Origin of the sequence: Dyella sp. (assembly GCF_036568765.1) — a bacterium.
Lineage (GTDB): Bacteria > Pseudomonadota > Gammaproteobacteria > Xanthomonadales > Rhodanobacteraceae > GSA-30.
The window spans coordinates 1-18,182 of record NZ_DATCRY010000267.1; the positions used below are offsets into that span (position 1 = coordinate 1).

Genomic DNA, 18,182 nt, shown 5'->3' on the forward strand with positions numbered 1-18,182 from the left:
TCCAGGCCGAGCGTGGGTTCGTCCAGCACCAGCAGGCGGGCGTCGATGGCCATGACCAGCGCAAGGTGCAGCTGCACGATCATGCCCTTGGACATCTGCTTGACGCGCTGGTTGGGCGTGAGCTTGGTGCGCGCCAGGAACGCCTCGCACTTGGCCCGGTTGAAGCGCGGATGCACGTTGGCCACGAAATCGATGGCCTCGCTTACCCGGATCCAGCGGGGCAGCACCGCTACGTCGGCGATGAAGCACACCTGTTCCATCAGCTTGTCGCGCTGGCTGCGCGGGTCCAAACCCAGCACGTTCAGCTCGCCCTTGAAATCGGTCAGGCCAAGAATGGCCTTCAAGGCGGTGGTCTTGCCGGCGCCGTTCGGGCCGATCAGGCCCACGATGCGGCCGGACTCGATGCGAAAGCTGACGTCGTTCAGCGCAAGCGCATTCTTGTAGGCCTTGGTGAGGCCATGGGCCGTCACGACCGCGTTCATGATTGGCTCCCTTCCGGGCCGGCCGGGCTATCCGGCGCCTCGCGCAACAAAGTCTTCAGATCCAGCCCGAGGCGCTGCAGCCTGGCGAACAGCGCCGGCCATTCTTCCCGCAGGAAGCGCTCGCGCTCGGATTTGAGCAGTGCCTCCCTGGCCCCATCGATGACGAACATGCCCAAGCCCCTCCTTTTCTCAACCAGTTGATCATCGACCAGTTCCTGGTACGCCTTCGACACGGTCAGCGGATTGATTTGAAAATCCGCCGCCACCTGGCGCACTGACGGCAGCGGGTCGCCCTCGTTCAAGGCGCCGTCCAGAATCATCGCCACCACGCGTTCGCGCAGCTGGCGGTAGATCGGGACGCTGTCGTTCCAGGTGATGGACATACGGTTATTCCTTGGTGATACGGCCAAACTGGGTGCCAAACGAATAGTAGGGCATGGCCAGCTGTGTACCGAGCAAAGTCGCGCTCGCTTCGACGCCGTGGCCCAGGCTGGCGCCTATCCCGGCGACGGAGCCATCGCTCAGCAGGGCAGCGGCGCGGCGATCCTCGGCGCTCGGCACGACATAGATCGGGGCCAGGTCGTACACCTTGGCGCCGTTCAGCTCGGTAACCGGCACGGGGGTGACGTTGGAGTGGATGGCTGCCAGCCCTGCTGTCGTGAGCAGGAAGGAGGCGGTCAGGGCTAACAGGTTCTGCGCTTTCATGGCGGGTCTCCTTTAGTGACCTCGTTGACCAGTGTTGTAGTGAACTATAACACCATATCTTGGGCCGTCAAGCGGAATCTTTAGGTTTGGCAACATGACTGATGGCATATATGAGTGAGGAGGGAGGTCGCCTCCGCCGGAGGCGGGCTGCGAGGGCGGCGCTATGCGCCTGTGAGGGTAGGAAGTGCTGCATCTATGGTTTTTCTCCTCACGTCTCACAATGAGCGCCAGCGAATGGCCTCACAGCCGACCTCACCGCCATGCTTCAATGCACTTTCTCGATTCCGGAGCGTGTCGCATGGATCTGGGGCTGGAAGGGCGGCTGGTGGTGATCACTGGCGCCAGCAAGGGCATAGGGCTGGCTTGTGCCAGCGTGTTTGCCGCAGAGGGGGCCAGGGTGGTCGGCATATCGCGCGACAACCATCGCTTGCATGAAGCCCAGCGCCAGTTGGCCTCGCTGGGGCTATCGATGGCGGTGCAGGGAGCGGATTTGACGGACAGTGTGGCCGCGAAACTGGTGATGGAGTGCATCGAGAACGATCACGGACCGATCGACGTGCTAGTCAACTGTGCCGGCGCGGCTCGACGCCGGCCGGTCGACGAACTGGATGCCGAAGCCTTGCACGCGGCCATGCAAGCCAAGTACTTCACCTATATGCACGCGATCGAACCGGCTATCCGGCGTATGGCCGCACGTGGTCGAGGCAGCATTGTCAATATCATCGGACAAGGGGGACGCCAACCCAGTCCCGTGCATATCGGTGGCGGAGCGGCCAATGCGGCCCTGATGCTGGCGACGGTTGGCTATGCCACGGCTTATGCATCGCAGGGCGTGCGGGTCAATGCCATCAATCCTGGTATTACCCGCACCGAGCGGATGCAGGAGGGCTTGGCTGCTTCCGCACGGGCCACCGGGCGGACGCAGGAAGTCCTGCTGCGGGAGCAAACGGCGGAAATCCCCCTCGGACGGGTGGCCGAGCCAGAAGAGATCGCGCGCGTCGCCGTCTTCCTGGCGTCGCCTATGGCCAGCTATGTCACCGGAGTCATCGTTCCCATGGATGGCGGAAAAGCCGGCGTCGTTTAGCTGCGGCCGATATGAAATGAGTTTGTCAACAAATTGAAATGTAAAGAAAAATTCATAAAAATTCGACTCAAGTCGCCGTGTGTACTGCCGACCCCGGGGGATGACTCCGTCCCCCTCGAGGTCATCCTCCATGCCGTCGCGGCTTCGCTTTACCCTTCGTACTTCCTCACTTTCCCTGCGTGCGCTCTTGCTGATCAGGTTGGCCGGCGCTCTGGTCATGCTGGCATTGATCTGCGTGCTCGGCGCGGTGCTGTTGGCACGCGCGGACCGGCGCATCCAGTCGGTCGTCGGCGATACGTTGTCGCCCGTTTCGGATGTCGGACGCATCCAGAGCGATTACAACGACAGTTTTCAGTCCATCGCGCATGCCGTCATGACTCGGCTGCCGTCGTCGGTCGACGATGCCAAGACGGCTTTGAAGAGCAATCGCGTCGATATCGAACGCCATTGGAAGCCGCTGGCGGCCAGCGGCCTGGGTGTGCAAGAAAAGCAATTGCTCGCCACCGCTGCCGAACACCGCAAGGCCGCCGAGCAATCCATGGACGAAACGCTGACCATGCTCGATGCCGAACAATACGACATCGCTCAGGTAAAACTGTCGTCCGAACTGCAGCCGGCGCTACTTCCGTTGCAGACCGATTTCACCAATCTGTTCGAAAAGGCGCTCGCTGCCGGTAGCGAGCAGGCCGCCGCGCAGCACCAGAATAATCGGCACGGCCTGATCTTGCTGCAGATTGCTTTTGTCATAGCCTTGGCGCTGGCCTGTGTGATCGACGGCGGTATCATCCGTTCGCTCGGCAAGCGCCTGACATTGGCATCGGGCGTGGCCGAGCGCATTGCGCAAGGGCAATTGGGGCAGGGCGTCGCTGTCGGCCGCCAGGACGAAATCGGCATGGTGCTGAGGCACTTATCAACGATGGATCGCCAGTTGGCCAATGTCGTCGAGCAGGTGCGTGCTGCCGCAGCCGCCGTTCGGCACGATGCGCAGAACCTGGCAAGTGCAAGCGATTTGCTTAACCAGCGTACGCAATCGCAAGCCGCGCATCTGGAAGAGACCTCTGCATCGATGGAGCAGATGGCTGCAACCGTAGCCGAGTCGGCAGGTCATGCCACGCAGGCCGATCGCGTCGCGCGCCAGTCGAAGGCGCAGGCTGCGCATGGCGAGAGCGTCATGAATCATGCCGTCGCATCGATGAGCGCCATCCACGAAAACAGTCGCCGCATTGCCGAGTTTGTCGGTCTGATCGATGAGGTCGCGTTCCAGACCAACTTGCTCGCGCTCAATGCCGCTGTGGAAGCCGCGCGTGCTGGCGAGCACGGCCGTGGTTTCGCGGTCGTTGCCACCGAAGTGCGCGCGCTTGCGCAACGCTGCGGTGTGGCCGCGCACGATATCCGCCGGACCATGGATGCCAGCGACCAGGCGATAGCCGATGCCGGTCATCTGGTGGGACAGTCGGGCCGGGCGTTGATCGAGCTTGCCGATAGCGCACAACAAGTGGCCGAGAAGGTTGCCGCCATCGCCCTGGCCGGCCGAGAGCAAAGTGCGGGCATCGAGCAGGTCAATCGTGCCGTGGCCGACATGGATGAAATGACGCAGCAGAACGCAGTCATGGTGCAGCGTGTGGCGGTGACGAGTCAGGCGATGCGTGGCAACGCCGATGCTTTGCTGGCGCAGGTCGATTTCTTCCGCATTGCCACCATGACACGCGACGACGGTGAAGCCGCGCCGCACAAACCTGCGATGGCAGTCTAAGATTTACGGAGTTACACCAATAGTTGTAGGGGCTTACCTACGTCACCGCGCGCTTTGTGCCGATAGTCACACTCTCTTCACCTGGCTCACACTTGCTTGGACAGGGGACAGTGATCGAGGGCTCCTCCGACATGTGCGGAGGGCTCTCCTTGAGCAAACAGGGATCGGCATGATCGTCTATTCGCTTTCGCAATCGGCAAACGGTTTCTGGAACGTACGGCGTGGCGGCTTTTCGCTTTTCAGCGATCTGCATCTGGGGCCTGCCATCAAGCTGGCCCGCGAACTGGCCCGCGATGAACACCATCGCTCAGGACGCTCGGCATGTGTGGAAATGCCCGGTCCGGCATCGACCATCCGGCTGGCTCATTACGCGCGTGCGCCACGCTTCGAAGATGCGGATGCGGCCGTGGCAGCCTGAGGGCGCCACGGCCGCTTAGCGAGACTTGTCTAACGCGGTTCATCTGGGCACAGTGCGACGGTTTCTTCAAACGGAAGCCGCCCATGCGCCTGAAGTCCCGCTTGACCGCCGCTGCCCTGCTGGCGATGACGCTGTTGCCTCTGCATGCGACCACTGTGCTGGTCCACGCGCATATCCACACAATGGATCCGGACCGGCCCGAGGCGACGGGGCTGGCCTGGGACGACAGCGGCAAATTGGTCGGCGTCGGCAGCGATACCGAGCTGAAGCAACAGTTCCCGGATGCACGCCAGATCGACGCCAAAGGTGCCACCGTGATCCCTGGCCTGATCGATGCGCATGGGCACATGCTCGGCCTGGGGATGCTGAGCGGTCAGGTCGATCTGGCGGGCAGTACGTCCAAGGAAGATGTCATCGCGCGCTTGAAAGCGGGCGCGGCAAAATTGCCCAAAGGTGCGTGGCTGATCGGTCATGGTTGGGATCAGAATCGCTGGCCAGGCAAGCAATTCCCCACCGCTGCCGATCTGGACCGCGCTTTCCCGGATCGCCCGGTTTTCCTCGAGCGTATCGATGGTCATGCCACCTGGGTCAATACCGTGGCATTGAAGCGCGCGACCCAATCGCTCGATGGCGACTGGCAGCCGGAGGGTGGGCGCATCATGCGTGTCGGCAAGAAAGCCAGCGGCGTATTGATCGACGGTGCGCAAGCACTCGTGCGCAATGCGATACCGCCGTTGACGCCGGAGCAGACGCGTGAGGCCTACAAACATGCATTCGCCGAAGCAGTGTCGGTCGGTTTGACCGGTGTGCACGATCCGGGCGTGAGCCTGGACGATTTCAAAGTATTGCAGCAGATGGCCGGCGCTAGTGAAATTCCGCTGCGCCTGTATGAAATGGCTGATGGCAATCACGCTGCGCTGGAATGGCTATGCCAGCAGGGTGGCGCATGGAAGGACTCCAGCGGTCACCTGCGCATGCGCACGGTCAAGCTGTACATGGACGGTGCGCTTGGCAGCCGCGGTGCCGCCTTGCTTGAAGACTATAACGATGACCATGGCAACCGCGGCATCTTCGTCACCCAGCCCGACGAGTACAAGGCAGCGGTAGAGAAGGCGATGCGTTGCAAGGTGCAGGTCGCCACGCACGCTATCGGCGATCGTGGCAATCGCATGGTGCTCGATACCTATCAGAGTGTGCTCGGACACTATGCCGATAGCGATCATCGTTGGCGCGTCGAGCACGCGCAGATTGTGGCTTTGAGTGACATTCCGCGTTTTGCGCAATTGCACTTGATTGCCTCGATGCAGCCGACGCATGCGACCTCCGACATGCCGTGGGTCGAGCAGCGCCTGGGGTACAAGCGCCTGGAGGGCGCTTACGCCTGGCAGCGGTTTATCCATATCGGCGTGCCATTGGCGTTCGGTTCGGATTTCCCGGTGGAACAGGTCAATCCGATGTTGGGCATCTATGCAGCGGTGACGCGACAGAATCTGGCAGGCCAACCGCCGGGGGGCTGGTTCCCGGATCAGCGCGTCAGCCGCATACAAGCTCTGGCCGGTTTCACCCGTGGCGCAGCCTATGCGGCGTTCATGGAAGGCGAGGTCGGTACGCTCAAGCCCGGTTACCGCGCCGACTTCGTGCTGCTCGATGCCGACATCATGGCTGTCGAACCGAGGCGTATTGCGGATATCAAACCGCTGAGCACCTGGGTCGATGGGAAGGCGGTCTATCAGAGGTAAGTGACGTCGGTGCCTTCGGCGCCGGTGAGGTCGCTCTCTGCGTTCGTTGTAAGGAACAAAGAAGGGGGAGCAACGGACTCCCCCTCTTTATAGACAATGCAACTGGCAACTTCATGCTGCCCTGCGCCCCATCGAACCGATGGTGGCATGTGCCGACTCCAGTGCCTTCGCCTTGTGCTCGTCGCCCATGGCAATTCCCTCGGCACGGACAAACTCGATATCCGTAATGCCGATAAAGCCGAGCACCGCACGCAGGTAGTTTTCCTGGAAATCCATCGCCGTCGCCGGGCCATTGCTGTACACACCGCCACGGCTGGAGGCGACGATCACGCGCTTACCCTTGGCCAGCCCCTCCGGGCCCTCGGCGGTATAGCGGAAGGTCTTGCCGGCGACCACGATGTGATCGATCCATGCCTTGAGCTGGCTGGGGACGCCGAAGTTATACATGGGGGCACCAATTACCACTGTATCGGCAGCCAGGAATTCTTCGAGCAAAGCCTGACCGAGGATGGCAGCAGGACTACTGGCATCGGCCACGGGCGACCAATGGCCTACCGGCTCGACCGCCAAGTCGCGGTAGCTCACAGCATAGCTGGGCTCGGTACGGGTCAACTCGGCTACGATGGCCTGGGTCAGGCCGCGGGAGACCGAATGGTTACCCAAGGCGCTGGCATCGATGTGCAGGAGTTTCATAATTTCAGTTCCTCAGATTCGAGCCGGCGAACCGGCGACGAGCTAAGGTAAATCCAGAACAATCCTGCGATAAGATGGGCGTTTTGGAACTTATCGTTCGTTTTTGAGAACAATATGACGATACTTGACGGTACTTTGCAGGACCTCAACGACCTGTACTTTTTTGCCGCCGTGGTGGAACACGGTGGCTTTTCCTCTGCGGGAAGGGCGCTTGGTATCCCCAAATCGCGCCTGAGCAAGCGCATCGCTCAATTGGAAGACCGTCTCGGCGTGCGTTTACTGCAGCGGACGACCCGCCGTTTTGTGGTCACCGAGGTCGGCGAGCGCTTCTATGGTCACTGCCGTGCGGTACTGGAAGAAGCCCGAGCGGCACAGGATGCCGTGGACGAATTGCGCTCGGAGCCGCGTGGCGTAGTGCGGGTGAGTTGTCCGGTGTCATTGGCGCAGACCATCATGGCCGAGGTGCTGCCCGGTTTCCTGGCCCAGCATCCGAAGGTGCTGGTGAGGCTGATCGCCACCAACCGGCGCGTGGATCTGATCGGTGAAGGAGTGGATGTAGCTATCCGAGTACGCAGCAAGCTCGACACCGATGCCACGTTGGTGGTGCGCAGCTTCGGACAGTCGCGCGTGCTGGCCGTCGCCAGCCCGGCGCTGCTGGATACCTATGGCAGGCCCAAAAGCCCGGCCGATCTCGCCCAATTGCCCGCCTTGACGATGAGCGAGCATGAGGGTGCACAGAGCTGGGAACTGGTCGGCGGGGATGGGGAGCGCGTTACGGTGGATATTCATCCGCGCCTGATTACGGGTGAGTTCAATGCGCTGCTATCGGCCGCGCGCCGTGGGATCGGTGTCACGCTGCTGCCGGAATTCGTCTGCGCCCCTGCCATCGCCAATGGCGAACTGGAACTGGTGTTGCCCGAATGGAGCGTGCCTGACGGTGTCATGCACTTCGTCTACCCTAGCCGCCGCGGTTTGCTTCCCGGCGTACGTGCTTTTGTCGATTACCTGGCCGAATGCCTGCCGAGTGCCACACGCCGGGTGCATGACGATTGTTCGAAGCGGCCCTTGCCGTAAAGACGAGGCGGGAGTGGGGATGAGTGAGGAGCGAAAGACAAGCAGGCGCCTGCTGCATGTTGTACGGCGACTTCAGGGAACCTCGAAAAACTCAGTTTTCATCGTCGCCCCGGCGACGCCGGGGCTCAGCGCCACTAACACATTGAAGCGTCAAGGCACTGGGTTTCAGCATCCGCTGGGATGACGAATAGGAAGGGGTTTTTAGAGCCTCCCTTCAATCGCGACTCAAGTCGTTCCTGATGAAGGCGGTCATGAAGCTCGCCTCGCTTTCGCTCCTCACTCCTAGCCCATGCTAGCATCGCCATTTAGCCGTCCAAATCCCTAACTCCCCCAGGCCCATGCATATCCAGACCAAGCTTCCCAAAGTCGGTACCACCATCTTCAGCGTGATGAGCCAGCTGGCGATGGAACACAAGGCGGTGAACCTGGGGCAGGGGTTTCCCGATTTCGAGCCGCCGGAAGCCTTGCGCGACGCCATGACGCGCGCGATGGCCGAGGGGCGTAACCAGTATGCGCCGGGCATTGGACTGGCCAACCTGCGTGAACAGATCGCGCTGAAGACGGAGCGGTTGTACGGTTACAAAATCGACCCGGCAACGGAAGTCACTGTAACCTCGGGAGCGACTGAGGCTTTGTTTGCCGCCATCGCCGCCATCGTGCGCGAGGGTGAGGAAGTAATCGTGTTCGATCCGTGTTACGACAGTTACGAGCCGGCGATCGAACTGCAGGGTGCGCGCGCGGTGCATATTCCGCTCAGCTTGCCTACCTTCGGCATCGACTGGCAGCGTGTACGCGAGGCGATCACGCCAAAAACGCGCATGATCCTGATCAACAGCCCACATAATCCTTCGGGCGCGGTGCTGTCGGCGGCAGACCTGGACGAGCTGGCGGCCATCGTGCGCGGTACCGATATCGTTGTGCTGTCCGACGAGGTTTACGAGCACATTGTCTATGACGGCGCCGCGCATCAGAGCGTGCTGCGTCATACCGAACTGGCGACGCGCAGCATCGTGGTGTCTTCCTTTGGTAAAACCTTTCATTGCACGGGCTGGAAAGTGGGCTACGCGGTTGCGCCGCAGGCGTTGTCGGCCGAGTTCCGCAAAGTGCACCAATACCTGACTTTCTGCACCTTTCACCCGGCGCAGCAGGCGTTTGCCGAATTCCTGGCCAGTTCGCCGGAGCATTATCTTGAACTGCCTGCGTTCTATCAGGTCAAGCGCGATCGCTTCCGCGAGCTGATTGCGCCATCGCGCTTGACGTTGCTCGATGTGCCGGGCGGTTATTTCCAACTGGTCGATTATTCTGCGATTCGCGACGAAGACGATGTCGCATTCTGCGAATGGATGGTCAAGCATGCCGGCGTGGCGGCCATTCCTTTGACGCCTTTCTATGAGCGCGCACCGGGCACGCGTCTGGTGCGCCTGTGTTTTGCCAAGAGCGATGCCACGATGGAAGCGGCCGCGGAGCGTCTATGCAAGCTTTGACCGTCAGCCTTGTTCAGGGCGCCACGCGCTGGCACGACGCACCGGGCAATCGCGCCTATTACGGCGAACTGGTGCGTTCGGCGCCGACCTCCGACCTGATCGTTTTGCCCGAGACGTTCATGTCGGGCTTCAGCAACGACACGCAGGCAAGTGCCGAAACTATGGATGGCGAGGGTATTGCCTGGATGCGTGCACTGGCTGCCGAAGTCGATGCCGTGCTGTGTGGCAGCCTGGCGATACGCGACGGCAACACGGTCTACAACCGTTTGATCTGGGCGCGTCCGGACGGCAGCTTCGAGCAGTACGACAAACGGCACCTGTTCCGTATGGCCGGTGAGCACACGCGTTATGGCGGTGGCGACAGGCGGCTGATAGTGGAGTTGAACGGCTGGCGCATCCTGCCGCAGGTTTGTTATGACTTGCGCTTTCCGGTCTGGCTGCGTAACCGTCGGATGGAGCAGGCCCCTGGTGGCATGGACTACGATCTGTCGATTTTTGTGGCCAACTGGCCGGCGCCGCGCCGGCAACCCTGGCGCACGCTGTTGCGCGCGCGGGCCATCGAAAACCTGGCTTACACGATAGGCGTCAATCGTGTCGGTGTAGATGGCAACGACCTGCCGTATGCAGGCGACAGCGTGGCGATCGACCCGGTCGGCGAACCTCTGATTGAGTTGGGTTCGCTGCAGCAGATCGCGACGGTCGTACTGGATCCGGCGCCGTTGCTCGCACATCGAGAGCGTTTCCCGGCTTGGATGGATGCTGACGCGTTCTCTATCGATTTGGGTTGATACCTATGGGGAGTCGGAGTTTGTAGGAAAAGTCCTGCAACCTCGGACATAGATCGGCGGTGGAATAGCGCTACGAAGCGCGCAGCCCTAGGATGCGCGATGAGACAGGCAGATGCTTCACCGGCGCTGGATGCGCCGAGCGCGCGGGGCCTAAGCGTATCCATTTATGGTCGCTGGCGGCGTCCCCTTAGGTGGTGTGCGCAAAGTGCCGCACGCAGAGCCTTCAAAGCATCGTCCGCCGGTACCGGCCTGTCGATCGGCAGGGAGGCGCATGGGCGGCGGAAAGGACAGGGGGTGACGAAGGCCGTCGCCGATAAGGCGGCGGCCTTCGTGTCGCCACGCTCAGAGCTTGTATAGGGACTTCAGTTCCGACATAGGCTTGCGATGAGCGACGGTTACGACGGACGGAAGGCGGACTCTAAGCAGCGGGTTTTCCAGGCGAAGGCAATGAATCAAAGCAACGAAAGCACCGATTCCGGCGGTCGCCCAATGGCAGCCTTCCCATCGACTACAACGATAGGTCGCTCGATCAAGACCGGATGCGCTGCCATCGCCGCCACCAGGTCGCTATCGCTCAGCGTCGGCTCGTCCAGACCCAACTCGCGATACTCCGGTTCGTTACTACGAATGATTTCACGTGGCGTCATGCCGAGCTGATCGAGCAGCTGATTGAGCTCCTCCACACTCGGTGGCGTTTCCAGGTAATTCACCACCTGGCATATGCATCCATGCTCTTGCAGCAGCGCCAACGTCGCGCGCGACTTGGAACAGCGCGCGTTGTGATAGATACGGGCCGTCGGCGCAGTCATATCGGTCCAGAGATCAGCGATTGCCGCCGCGCGGGCCACCACGGCCACCGCCACCGCCGCCACCGGGCGAACGACGATTACCGCCGCCTTGGCCTTGTGGACGGCCACCGCCGCCACCTTGCGGACGATTGCCTCCGCGACCGCCACCGCCGCCTGGGCGACCGCGCGATTGCCCTTGGCCACCGCTAAAACCGCCATAAGGGTTGTTGCCGCTGCGTGCGCCACCGGGTTTGCCGCCACGGCGTTGCCCCTGCCCTTGGCCTTGGCCGCCTCCCGTTGCGCCATCGCGGCTGTCGCCTGCGAACCAGGAGCGCACTGAGGGCAGCTCTTGTCCAGGGGCTACGCCGCGCTTGGACTTGCGCCGGCCGGGGTTGGCGGGGCGGTCCGGGCGCGCAACGTTGCCATTGATTTCCTTGCCCGGGCGGCGGCGCTGCTGCTTGCCGCGTGCGGGCTCTTCGCGAATCCGATCGAACGCGCGCAACTCGCGGGCCTCGTCGGCGTAGCCGCCGGCATAGGCATTGCCGGTACCGCGTTCCGGCCGGTATTCGGTGACGTTACGGTTGGCACGACGCTGATGCAGCACCGGGCTCAAGGTCAATACTGGCTGTGGTGCACCCAGGCCGGTGATCTTGCGCAGGTCCTTGACGGTTTCCTCGCCCAGGTTCTCGCAGTCGCCGCGCCGCAGGGCGCGAGGTAATTCCACGTTGCCATAGCGAATGCGCTTGAGTCGGCTGACCAGGAAACCCTGTGAATCCCATAACCGGCGCACTTCGCGATTGCGACCTTCGCGGATCACCACGCGGAACCAGCTGTGGCTGCCGCCGCGGCTGATGATGGCAATTTCATCGAAGCGTGCCGGACCGTCTTCCAGTTCCACGCCCGCCTTGAGCTTCTCGATGATTTCATCCGGCACTTCGCCGTGCACACGGCAGAGATACTCGCGCTCCAACCCGCTCTTGGGATGCATCAGCGCGTTGGCCAGATCGCCGTCGGTGGTGAGCAGCAGGAGGCCAGTGGTATTGATGTCCAGACGGCCTACCGCAACCCAGCGAGCACCCTTCAGGCGGGGGAGCGCTTCGAATACCGTCGGCCGGCCTTCGGGGTCTTCGCGGGTGGTCACCACGCCTTCGGGCTTGTGATAGACCAGAACTTCGGTCTCGTCACGATTATCGGTGGATACCACGAATTGCTTGCCATCGAGGGTGACCCGATCGCCCGCGTGCACGCTGGCGCCAATGGTTGCCACTGTGCCGTTGACTTCCACTTCACCGGCCTGGATGCGCTGCTCGAGCATGCGGCGGGAGCCCAGGCCAGCGTTGGCCAGCACCTTGTGCAGGCGCTCTTCCAGCGGCGGCGTATTTTCGTTGCGCGGTTCGCGTTTCAGGGTCAATACGGATTTCTGCGGCGCATTCATGCGCGGTACTCCTCGGTATCTTGCTCGTCGGTTTCGCCGTGCCCGGCGTCCGCGTCGTTCGTTACAGCATCGGTCTGCACGACTGTTGCTGCCGTTTGGGGTTCGTCAATGGATGCCGGTTCGGCATCCGATTCGGCGCCGGCGGTGTGAAAGGTTTCCGGTTCGTCGTCCGCGTCGCGCTCGTGCGCGTCATCGTCCTCGGTGGCTGCCGTTCCGGTGGCGTTATCTTCGGTGTCGCGTCTTTCCGTAGCCTTTTCGTCCGCGCCTAGTGTGTCCTCGAGCTCGGCTTCTGCCAGGGTCTGGTTTTCCGCCAGTTCGTCCGATTCGGCAGCCGCTTCGGGCGTCTCTTCATCTGGATCGATGGGAAGATCCTTGATGACGCGTGCTGGCAATGGATCCTGGTCGATCCGCATCTGCGGGTCTTCCATATCGCGAATTTCCGACAGTGGTGGCAATTCGTCCAATGACTTGAGGTTGAAGTAATCCAGGAAGATGCGCGTGGTGCCGAACAGCGCGGGTTTGCCTGGGACGTCGCGATAGCCGACTACGCGGATCCACTCGCGCTCTTCCAGCGTCTTGACGATGTTGGATGAGACAACCACGCCGCGGATCTGTTCGATCTCCGGTCGGGTAATCGGTTGGCGGTAGGCGATCAGCGCAAGCGTTTCCAGCAGGGCGCGCGAATATCGGCTGGGCTTTTCCGTCCACATCCGCGAAATCCACGGATGCACGTCCTGACGGACCTGGTAACGGAAGCCGGAGGCCACTTCCAACAAGTGTATGCCACGTCCTTCGCAGTCGCCCGCAAGGGATTCCAACGCTCGGGCGATGTCTTCGCGGCTGACTTCGTCTTCTTCGACGAACAGGTCGCCCAGCTGCGCCACCGTGAGCGGTTGGGTGGCGGCCAGCAGGGCCGCCTCGAGAATGGGTTTGAGTTGCTCGATCTGCATGGGCTTCAAGTCAGATGCGGATGCTCTTATTCATAGGCCGATTCGGCCGGGGTATCGTCGGCAGCGTCGACTTCGGTTTCGGCTTCTTCCATGGGCTGTTCGCTCATACTGGCTTTCGCCTTGATGTAGATAGCCGCCAACGGCTCCTCCTGCACAATTTCCACCAGCATCTCCTTGGCAAGTTCCAGCATGGCAAGGAAGGTCACCACGACGCCCAGCCGGCCTTCGTTCACATCGAACAGCGTTTCGAACCGATGGAACTGGTTGTCGTTGAGCCGGCCGAGCAGTTCGCCCATACGCTGGCGGACGCTCAAGGCTTCGCGCTTGATGGCGTGATGACCGAACAGTTCGGCACGGTGCATCACGTCCTTGAGAGCCAGCAGCAGTTCCTTCAGGTCCAGCGGCGGGGGCAACTTGATGACGTTGCGCTCGCCGACGTCCGCGTGGACCACTACCGAGTCGCGCTCCAGCCGGGGCAGGGCATCGATATCCTCGGCAGCTTTCTTGAACCGTTCGTACTCCTGCAAACGGCGTACCAGTTCGGCACGCGGGTCTTCTTCGAGGCCTTCCTCCGTTGGCGGCCGCGGCAACAACAGTCGCGACTTGATCTCGGCGAGGATGGCGGCCATCAGCAGATACTCGGCTGCCAGTTCCAGGCGCATGACATCGCGCATCATGTCGATGTATTCCATATATTGCCGGGTAATTTCGGCAATCGGAATATCGAGAATATCCAGGTTCTGCCTGCGTATCAGATACAGAAGCAGATCCAGCGGCCCTTCGAAAGCCTCGAGAATGACCTCAAGCGCATCCGGCGGTATGTACAGATCCTGCGGCATCTGCAGGATCGGCTCGCCGCGCACGATCGCTAGCGGCATTTCCTGCTGTTGCGGTACCGACGCGAAAGCGTCCTGCGGTGCTGTAACCGCTTCGGGTTCGGTGCTCATCAATACATGTCGTTGGGCCGCTTTTCGGCGGCTGGCCGTGTTTTCAACACATTAGGAACCGTTCTGTCCGGCCGGTTATCCGGCGTGCGCTTAACGACTGTCCCCGTCAGGATGCCGGTTGTCAGGCAGCAACCCTTGTGACCCTGGAGCTAAATAATTGTTGGCATTCAGCCGTGGCGCCACGTGCGCCATCGTCATCCCGGCAGTTCGCTCGATGAAATCGCCCACATGGCAATTTCGGTCAGGCGGGGCCGTGCTGAGCGACCTCCACGGTACCGTTGCCGGCTCCCGGCCGGTGCACGATACGACCGGAGCAGCGACGGCTTGCGTCGGTGTCGGTCAGGCGGTCTGCTGAGTGCAAGAGCTTGAACCGAGGCAGCCGGTCGCGTCCGGCTGGACGGCAACGTAAAGAACCCTTGCGTGGCTGACAGAGTAATGGCAGCGCGGCGACAAGTCCAGTACGAGCCCTGAAATCCAGCCCTGTGCTGCTTGGCGGGGGGATTCGCAAGCAGGGCAGCATGTGACCTATCGTGTCGGAGCTTGTCGCGGTTCGGTCATGACGCTGCGCGGCAAACACCGTCGCCTATAGCGCCATAACCTGGAAAAATGCCCAATTTATGCGCATTCGTTTGATGGAAGTCGCGTGCGCGGATGCCTAAAATGGCCTGAAAATGATACAAATAGATGTCATGGCACACGGCTTGCTTCAGCTCTGGGTAAGTGGCTGCCTAAAGAACGGTTCGAGGGGCGGGGTGTCCTTTGGGAAGAACCGGCATACACGGCAGTGGGAGGAAGCGCGTGACGATAAATGACGAAACAAGCAAGGGAAGCGATGCCGAACAACTGCGGCCAGCGCGCATGCGCATCGAAACCACGGTGCTGATGAGTCGTGGCGACCAGTCGCAGCCGACCGACTTGGTCGATATTTCCGCTACGGGCGTACTGCTGCGTCGTCCTTTGGGCTGGCAGGGCGAGCCCGGCCAGAGTTGGGTGCTGGACATGATTTTCGGTCACGACTTGCATATTCACCTGGAGGCCCAGGTGGCGCGTGTCTCCAGTCGGCATATCGGTTTTGCCTATACCCATATCCCTGAGGACAAGCAGGTGCCGTTGTGGAACCTGCTGGGCGGGTATGCGGACATCCTGGAGATGTGGAAGGACGAATAGGGCAGGAAGGAGACTGGTGGGACGGACCGCCGTACTCGCGCTCGAAAGATTCCAAAGAAAAGCCCGGGCCAGCGCCGGGCTTTTTTATGTTCCATCGAAGAGAAGCCGAGAAGAGAAGCCGAAGTCTCACTCACTCGCACTTCTCTCCACTCGCTCCTTTAAGCTTTCGCCGCGGCAGCCACCTTCTTCTCGTCGCGCAATTCGCGCCGCAGGATCTTCCCCACATTGCTCTTGGGCAACGAGTCGCGGAATTCGATCAGCTTCGGGCGCTTGTAACCGGTGAGGTTTTCACGGCAGAACTGTTTGAGTTCCTCTTCGGTGAGATTCGGATCCTTGCGTACCACGAAGATCTTGACTACCTCGCCCGAATGTTCGTCCGGTATGCCGATGGCCGCGACTTCAGCCACGCCCGGGTGTTGCATCACGGCATCCTCGACTTCGTTCGGATAGACGTTGAAGCCGGAGACCAGGATCATGTCCTTCTTGCGATCGACGATATAGACGTAGCCGTTCTCGTCCATGCGCGCGATATCGCCGGTATGCAGCCAGCCATCGCTGCCCAGCACCTTGGCCGTTTCGTCGGGGCGTTGCCAATAGCCTTTCATCACCTGCGGGCCATGGATCATCAGTTCGCCAACTTCGCCGATCGGCAGCGGCTGATTGTCTTCGGACCAGATTGCCGCATCGGTGGAGGGAATCGGCAGGCCAATGGAGCCGTTGTAGTCTTTTAGATCGAGTGGGTTGATACATGCCGCCGGCGAGGTCTCGGTCAAGCCATAGGCTTCGACCAGGGTGCACCCGGTGACTTTTTTCCAGCGTTCGGCCACGGCACGCTGCACGGCCATACCGCCGCCGAGGCTCAGGTGCAGGCGTGAAAAATCCAGCTCGCTGAAGCCAGGCGTGTTGAGCAGGCCGTTGAACAGCGTATTGACCCCGGTCAGCGCGGTGAAGCGCGAGGCTTTCAACTCCTTCACGAAGGCGGGCATGTCGCGCGGATTGGTGATCAGCCAGCTCAGGCCGCCCAGGCGCATGAAGACCAGGCCGTTCGCGGTGAGCGAAAAGATGTGATACAGCGGCAGCGCCGTGATCACGACCTCCTGACCGTACTTCATGTTCGAGCCGATCCATGCGCCGGCTTGCAGCATGTTCGCGACCATGTTGCCATGCGTGAGCATCGCACCCTTGGCCACGCCCGTCGTACCGCCGGTGTATTGCAGGAACGCGATATCGCCGTGGCCGAGTTCCGGCCTGATCAGCGGGTGTGCCGCGCCACGCGCCAGCGCGTCCTTGAAGCGAACGGCCTGCGGCAGATGGAACGCCGGCACCATCTTCTTGATGTTCTTGACGACGAAGTTGATGAGCACACCCTTGATGCCGAGCAGATCGCCCAGGCCGGTGGTGACGATGTGCTTGACCTCGGTGTCGGCGACGACCTGCTGCAACGTCGCGGCAAAATTATCCAGCACGACGATCGCCTTGGCGCCGGAATCTTCTAACTGGTGCTTGAGCTCGCGCGCGGTGTACATCGGGTTGGTATTGACCACGATGAGGCCGGCCCGTAGCGCCCCGAACAGGGCGACAGGGTATTGCAGGGTGTTGGGCATCATGATCGCGATGCGATCGCCCTTGGTCAGCTTCAGTACGCCGGTCAGGTAGCCAGCGAACTGCTGGCTCATCCGATCGATCTGGCCATAGGTGAGCTGCTTGCCGAACGAGGCAAAGGCCGGGCGTTCGCTGAAGCGCTCGAAGGCCTCTTCCAGGACCGCCGCTACTGAGGCGTATTGATCGATATCGATGTCTTGGGGGACGCCTTCGGGATAATGCTTAAGCCACGGACGCTCATTGCTCATGTCGGATCTCAAGCTCCTTAAGTTTCGCAGCGCCGGTGCTTTACGATGCGGTATCGGCCGGCTGTGGCGTCCGCATTGGAGCATACGCTCGCGTATTGCGGCAAGCCGCGTTGCAACGAGGATAGAGCATGAACAAGCGGTTTCGCATCGTCCTGCTGGGAATGGCTATAGGGCTGGCCGGCCTTCTTGTCGGCTGCCACCGCACGTCCGACGAGGAACGCATTCGCCAGGCTATCGCGTCAGCCGGCCACGCCGCCGAGCAGGCCGACGTATCGGCCCTGAGCGACGTGCTCAGCGACGACTTCGACGGCAACGGCGGACAACTGGACAGGCGGCAACTGACGGGATTGCTGCGCGTTGCCAGATTCCGGGGCGAAACGCTTCACGCCCTGGTCGGTCCCCTCCAGGTCGAGCAGCGGGGCGACCGCTACATCGCCAGGTTTTCGGTCACGCTAGCTCGCGGGGACAAGCTGCTTCCGGCGCAGGTAGGTATCTATGATGTCGAGAGCGCGTGGCGACGCGAAGGCGCGAAATGGGTCTGCTTCGCAGCGAGCTGGAAAACGTAGAGCGTCATTGCGGCGGCGCATGGCGCAAAGTTCCGATCCATTTTTCCAGCGCCCCGGTATCGGACATGGCGCCAGGGAAAACAAATGTCGGATGCAATGGAACATTGTTGCCTCGCGGCCGGCCTCGATAAACCTTCATTGCTAGCGCGAGCTGGCCGATGCCACTGGGCAGCGTGTCCTGGCGAATATCCATGTACAGGGTATCGGCGGAGGTCTCCTCGCCGACCTGGATGGCTCCCAGCGCCAGCCAGAGATCGGC

General features: G+C 61.4%; 18 protein-coding genes and 1 pseudogene. 9 read left to right on the forward strand and 10 right to left on the reverse strand.

The genetic code is table 11. The features are described 5' to 3' along the window. The 3 genes from VIM98_RS17305 to VIM98_RS17315 all read right to left on the reverse strand — a co-directional run. A partial coding sequence (locus tag VIM98_RS17305) for an ABC transporter ATP-binding protein (RefSeq protein ID WP_331994358.1) occupies window positions 1-482 on the reverse strand: 482 nt, incomplete at its 3' end. After that, window positions 479-865: a GntR family transcriptional regulator gene (locus VIM98_RS17310; protein ID WP_331994359.1), complete on the reverse strand. Its 387-nt coding sequence runs from the start codon at window positions 863-865 to the stop codon at window positions 479-481. The genes VIM98_RS17310 and VIM98_RS17305, both read right to left, overlap by 4 nt. 4 nt (window positions 866-869) lie before the next feature. Beyond that, complete coding sequence (locus VIM98_RS17315; RefSeq protein WP_331994360.1) at window positions 870-1,187, reverse strand: hypothetical protein; 318 nt, start codon at window positions 1,185-1,187, stop codon at window positions 870-872. A 298-nt stretch (window positions 1,188-1,485) separates the two neighbouring features. Between VIM98_RS17315 and VIM98_RS17320 the strand changes: the two genes are divergently transcribed. The 4 genes from VIM98_RS17320 (at window position 1,486) to VIM98_RS17335 (ending at window position 6,181) form a co-directional block, all read left to right on the forward strand. After that, the gene (locus VIM98_RS17320) at window positions 1,486-2,271 is read left to right on the forward strand and encodes an SDR family NAD(P)-dependent oxidoreductase (protein ID WP_331994361.1); all 786 of its coding nucleotides are present in this window, start codon (window positions 1,486-1,488) and stop codon (window positions 2,269-2,271) included. A gap of 130 nt (window positions 2,272-2,401) precedes the next feature. Continuing rightward, window positions 2,402-4,024, forward strand: a complete 1,623-nt coding sequence (locus tag VIM98_RS17325; protein ID WP_331994362.1) for a methyl-accepting chemotaxis protein — start codon at window positions 2,402-2,404, stop codon at window positions 4,022-4,024. A gap of 169 nt (window positions 4,025-4,193) precedes the next feature. After that, on the forward strand, window positions 4,194-4,442 hold the full coding sequence (locus tag VIM98_RS17330; RefSeq protein WP_331994363.1) for a hypothetical protein: 249 nt from the start codon (window positions 4,194-4,196) through the stop codon (window positions 4,440-4,442). Window positions 4,443-4,525: 83 nt separating this feature from the next. Further along, window positions 4,526-6,181 carry an amidohydrolase gene (locus tag VIM98_RS17335; RefSeq protein ID WP_331994364.1) on the forward strand — a complete coding sequence of 552 codons (1,656 nt, stop codon included), beginning with the start codon at window positions 4,526-4,528 and terminating at the stop codon, window positions 6,179-6,181. A 111-nt stretch (window positions 6,182-6,292) separates the two neighbouring features. On the opposite strand, the gene VIM98_RS17340 is transcribed toward VIM98_RS17335, so the two are convergent. Then, a complete protein-coding gene (locus tag VIM98_RS17340) occupies window positions 6,293-6,874 on the reverse strand; it encodes an FMN-dependent NADH-azoreductase (protein ID WP_331994365.1) in 582 nt (193 codons plus the stop codon). Between the two features lie 114 nt (window positions 6,875-6,988). Here VIM98_RS17340 and VIM98_RS17345 point away from each other — a divergent pair, with 114 nt between their 5' ends. The 3 genes from VIM98_RS17345 to VIM98_RS17355 all read left to right on the forward strand — a co-directional run bounded on the left by VIM98_RS17345 (window position 6,989) and on the right by VIM98_RS17355 (window position 10,220). Next, a complete protein-coding gene (locus VIM98_RS17345; protein ID WP_331994366.1) occupies window positions 6,989-7,948 on the forward strand; it encodes a LysR substrate-binding domain-containing protein in 960 nt (319 codons plus the stop codon). A gap of 338 nt (window positions 7,949-8,286) precedes the next feature. Beyond that, window positions 8,287-9,432: a pyridoxal phosphate-dependent aminotransferase gene (locus tag VIM98_RS17350; RefSeq protein ID WP_331994367.1), complete on the forward strand. Its 1,146-nt coding sequence runs from the start codon at window positions 8,287-8,289 to the stop codon at window positions 9,430-9,432. Continuing rightward, window positions 9,420-10,220 (forward strand): amidohydrolase, encoded by an 801-nt coding sequence (locus VIM98_RS17355; protein WP_331994368.1) that lies wholly within the window; start codon window positions 9,420-9,422, stop codon window positions 10,218-10,220. The genes VIM98_RS17350 and VIM98_RS17355 overlap by 13 nt, the downstream gene beginning before the upstream one ends. A 452-nt stretch (window positions 10,221-10,672) precedes the next feature. Here VIM98_RS17355 and arsC read toward each other — a convergent pair whose 3' ends face one another. Genes arsC through VIM98_RS17375 form a run of 4 tightly spaced genes read right to left on the reverse strand, consistent with a single transcriptional unit; the run spans window position 10,673 to window position 14,340 of the window. After that, the gene (gene arsC / locus VIM98_RS17360; RefSeq protein WP_331994369.1) at window positions 10,673-11,137 is read right to left on the reverse strand and encodes an arsenate reductase (glutaredoxin); all 465 of its coding nucleotides are present in this window, start codon (window positions 11,135-11,137) and stop codon (window positions 10,673-10,675) included. Further along, window positions 11,043-12,443, reverse strand: a complete 1,401-nt coding sequence (locus VIM98_RS17365; protein WP_331994370.1) for a pseudouridine synthase — start codon at window positions 12,441-12,443, stop codon at window positions 11,043-11,045. Before VIM98_RS17365 ends, arsC begins: the two co-directional genes overlap by 95 nt. Beyond that, the gene (scpB, locus tag VIM98_RS17370; RefSeq protein WP_331994371.1) at window positions 12,440-13,393 is read right to left on the reverse strand and encodes an SMC-Scp complex subunit ScpB; all 954 of its coding nucleotides are present in this window, start codon (window positions 13,391-13,393) and stop codon (window positions 12,440-12,442) included. Before scpB ends, VIM98_RS17365 begins: the two co-directional genes overlap by 4 nt. A gap of 26 nt (window positions 13,394-13,419) precedes the next feature. Next, complete coding sequence (locus tag VIM98_RS17375) at window positions 13,420-14,340, reverse strand: ScpA family protein (protein ID WP_331994372.1); 921 nt, start codon at window positions 14,338-14,340, stop codon at window positions 13,420-13,422. An 858-nt stretch (window positions 14,341-15,198) separates the two neighbouring features. Between VIM98_RS17375 and VIM98_RS17380 the strand changes: the two genes are divergently transcribed. Continuing rightward, window positions 15,199-15,507 carry a PilZ domain-containing protein gene (locus VIM98_RS17380; protein ID WP_331994375.1) on the forward strand — a complete coding sequence of 103 codons (309 nt, stop codon included), beginning with the start codon at window positions 15,199-15,201 and terminating at the stop codon, window positions 15,505-15,507. A gap of 158 nt (window positions 15,508-15,665) precedes the next feature. Here the strand turns inward: VIM98_RS17380 and VIM98_RS17385 are convergent, their stop codons facing one another. After that, window positions 15,666-17,357 carry a long-chain-fatty-acid--CoA ligase gene (locus VIM98_RS17385; RefSeq protein ID WP_331994373.1) on the reverse strand — a complete coding sequence of 564 codons (1,692 nt, stop codon included), beginning with the start codon at window positions 17,355-17,357 and terminating at the stop codon, window positions 15,666-15,668. A gap of 128 nt (window positions 17,358-17,485) precedes the next feature. Here VIM98_RS17385 and VIM98_RS17390 point away from each other — a divergent pair, with 128 nt between their 5' ends. After that, entirely contained in the window at window positions 17,486-17,923 is a 438-nt protein-coding gene (locus VIM98_RS17390; protein ID WP_331994374.1) for a hypothetical protein, read from the forward strand. Window positions 17,924-17,927: 4 nt separating this feature from the next. On the opposite strand, the pseudogene VIM98_RS17395 reads toward VIM98_RS17390, so the two are convergent. Next, window positions 17,928-18,182 (reverse strand): annotated as a pseudogene (locus VIM98_RS17395) (hypothetical protein); the annotation flags it as partial.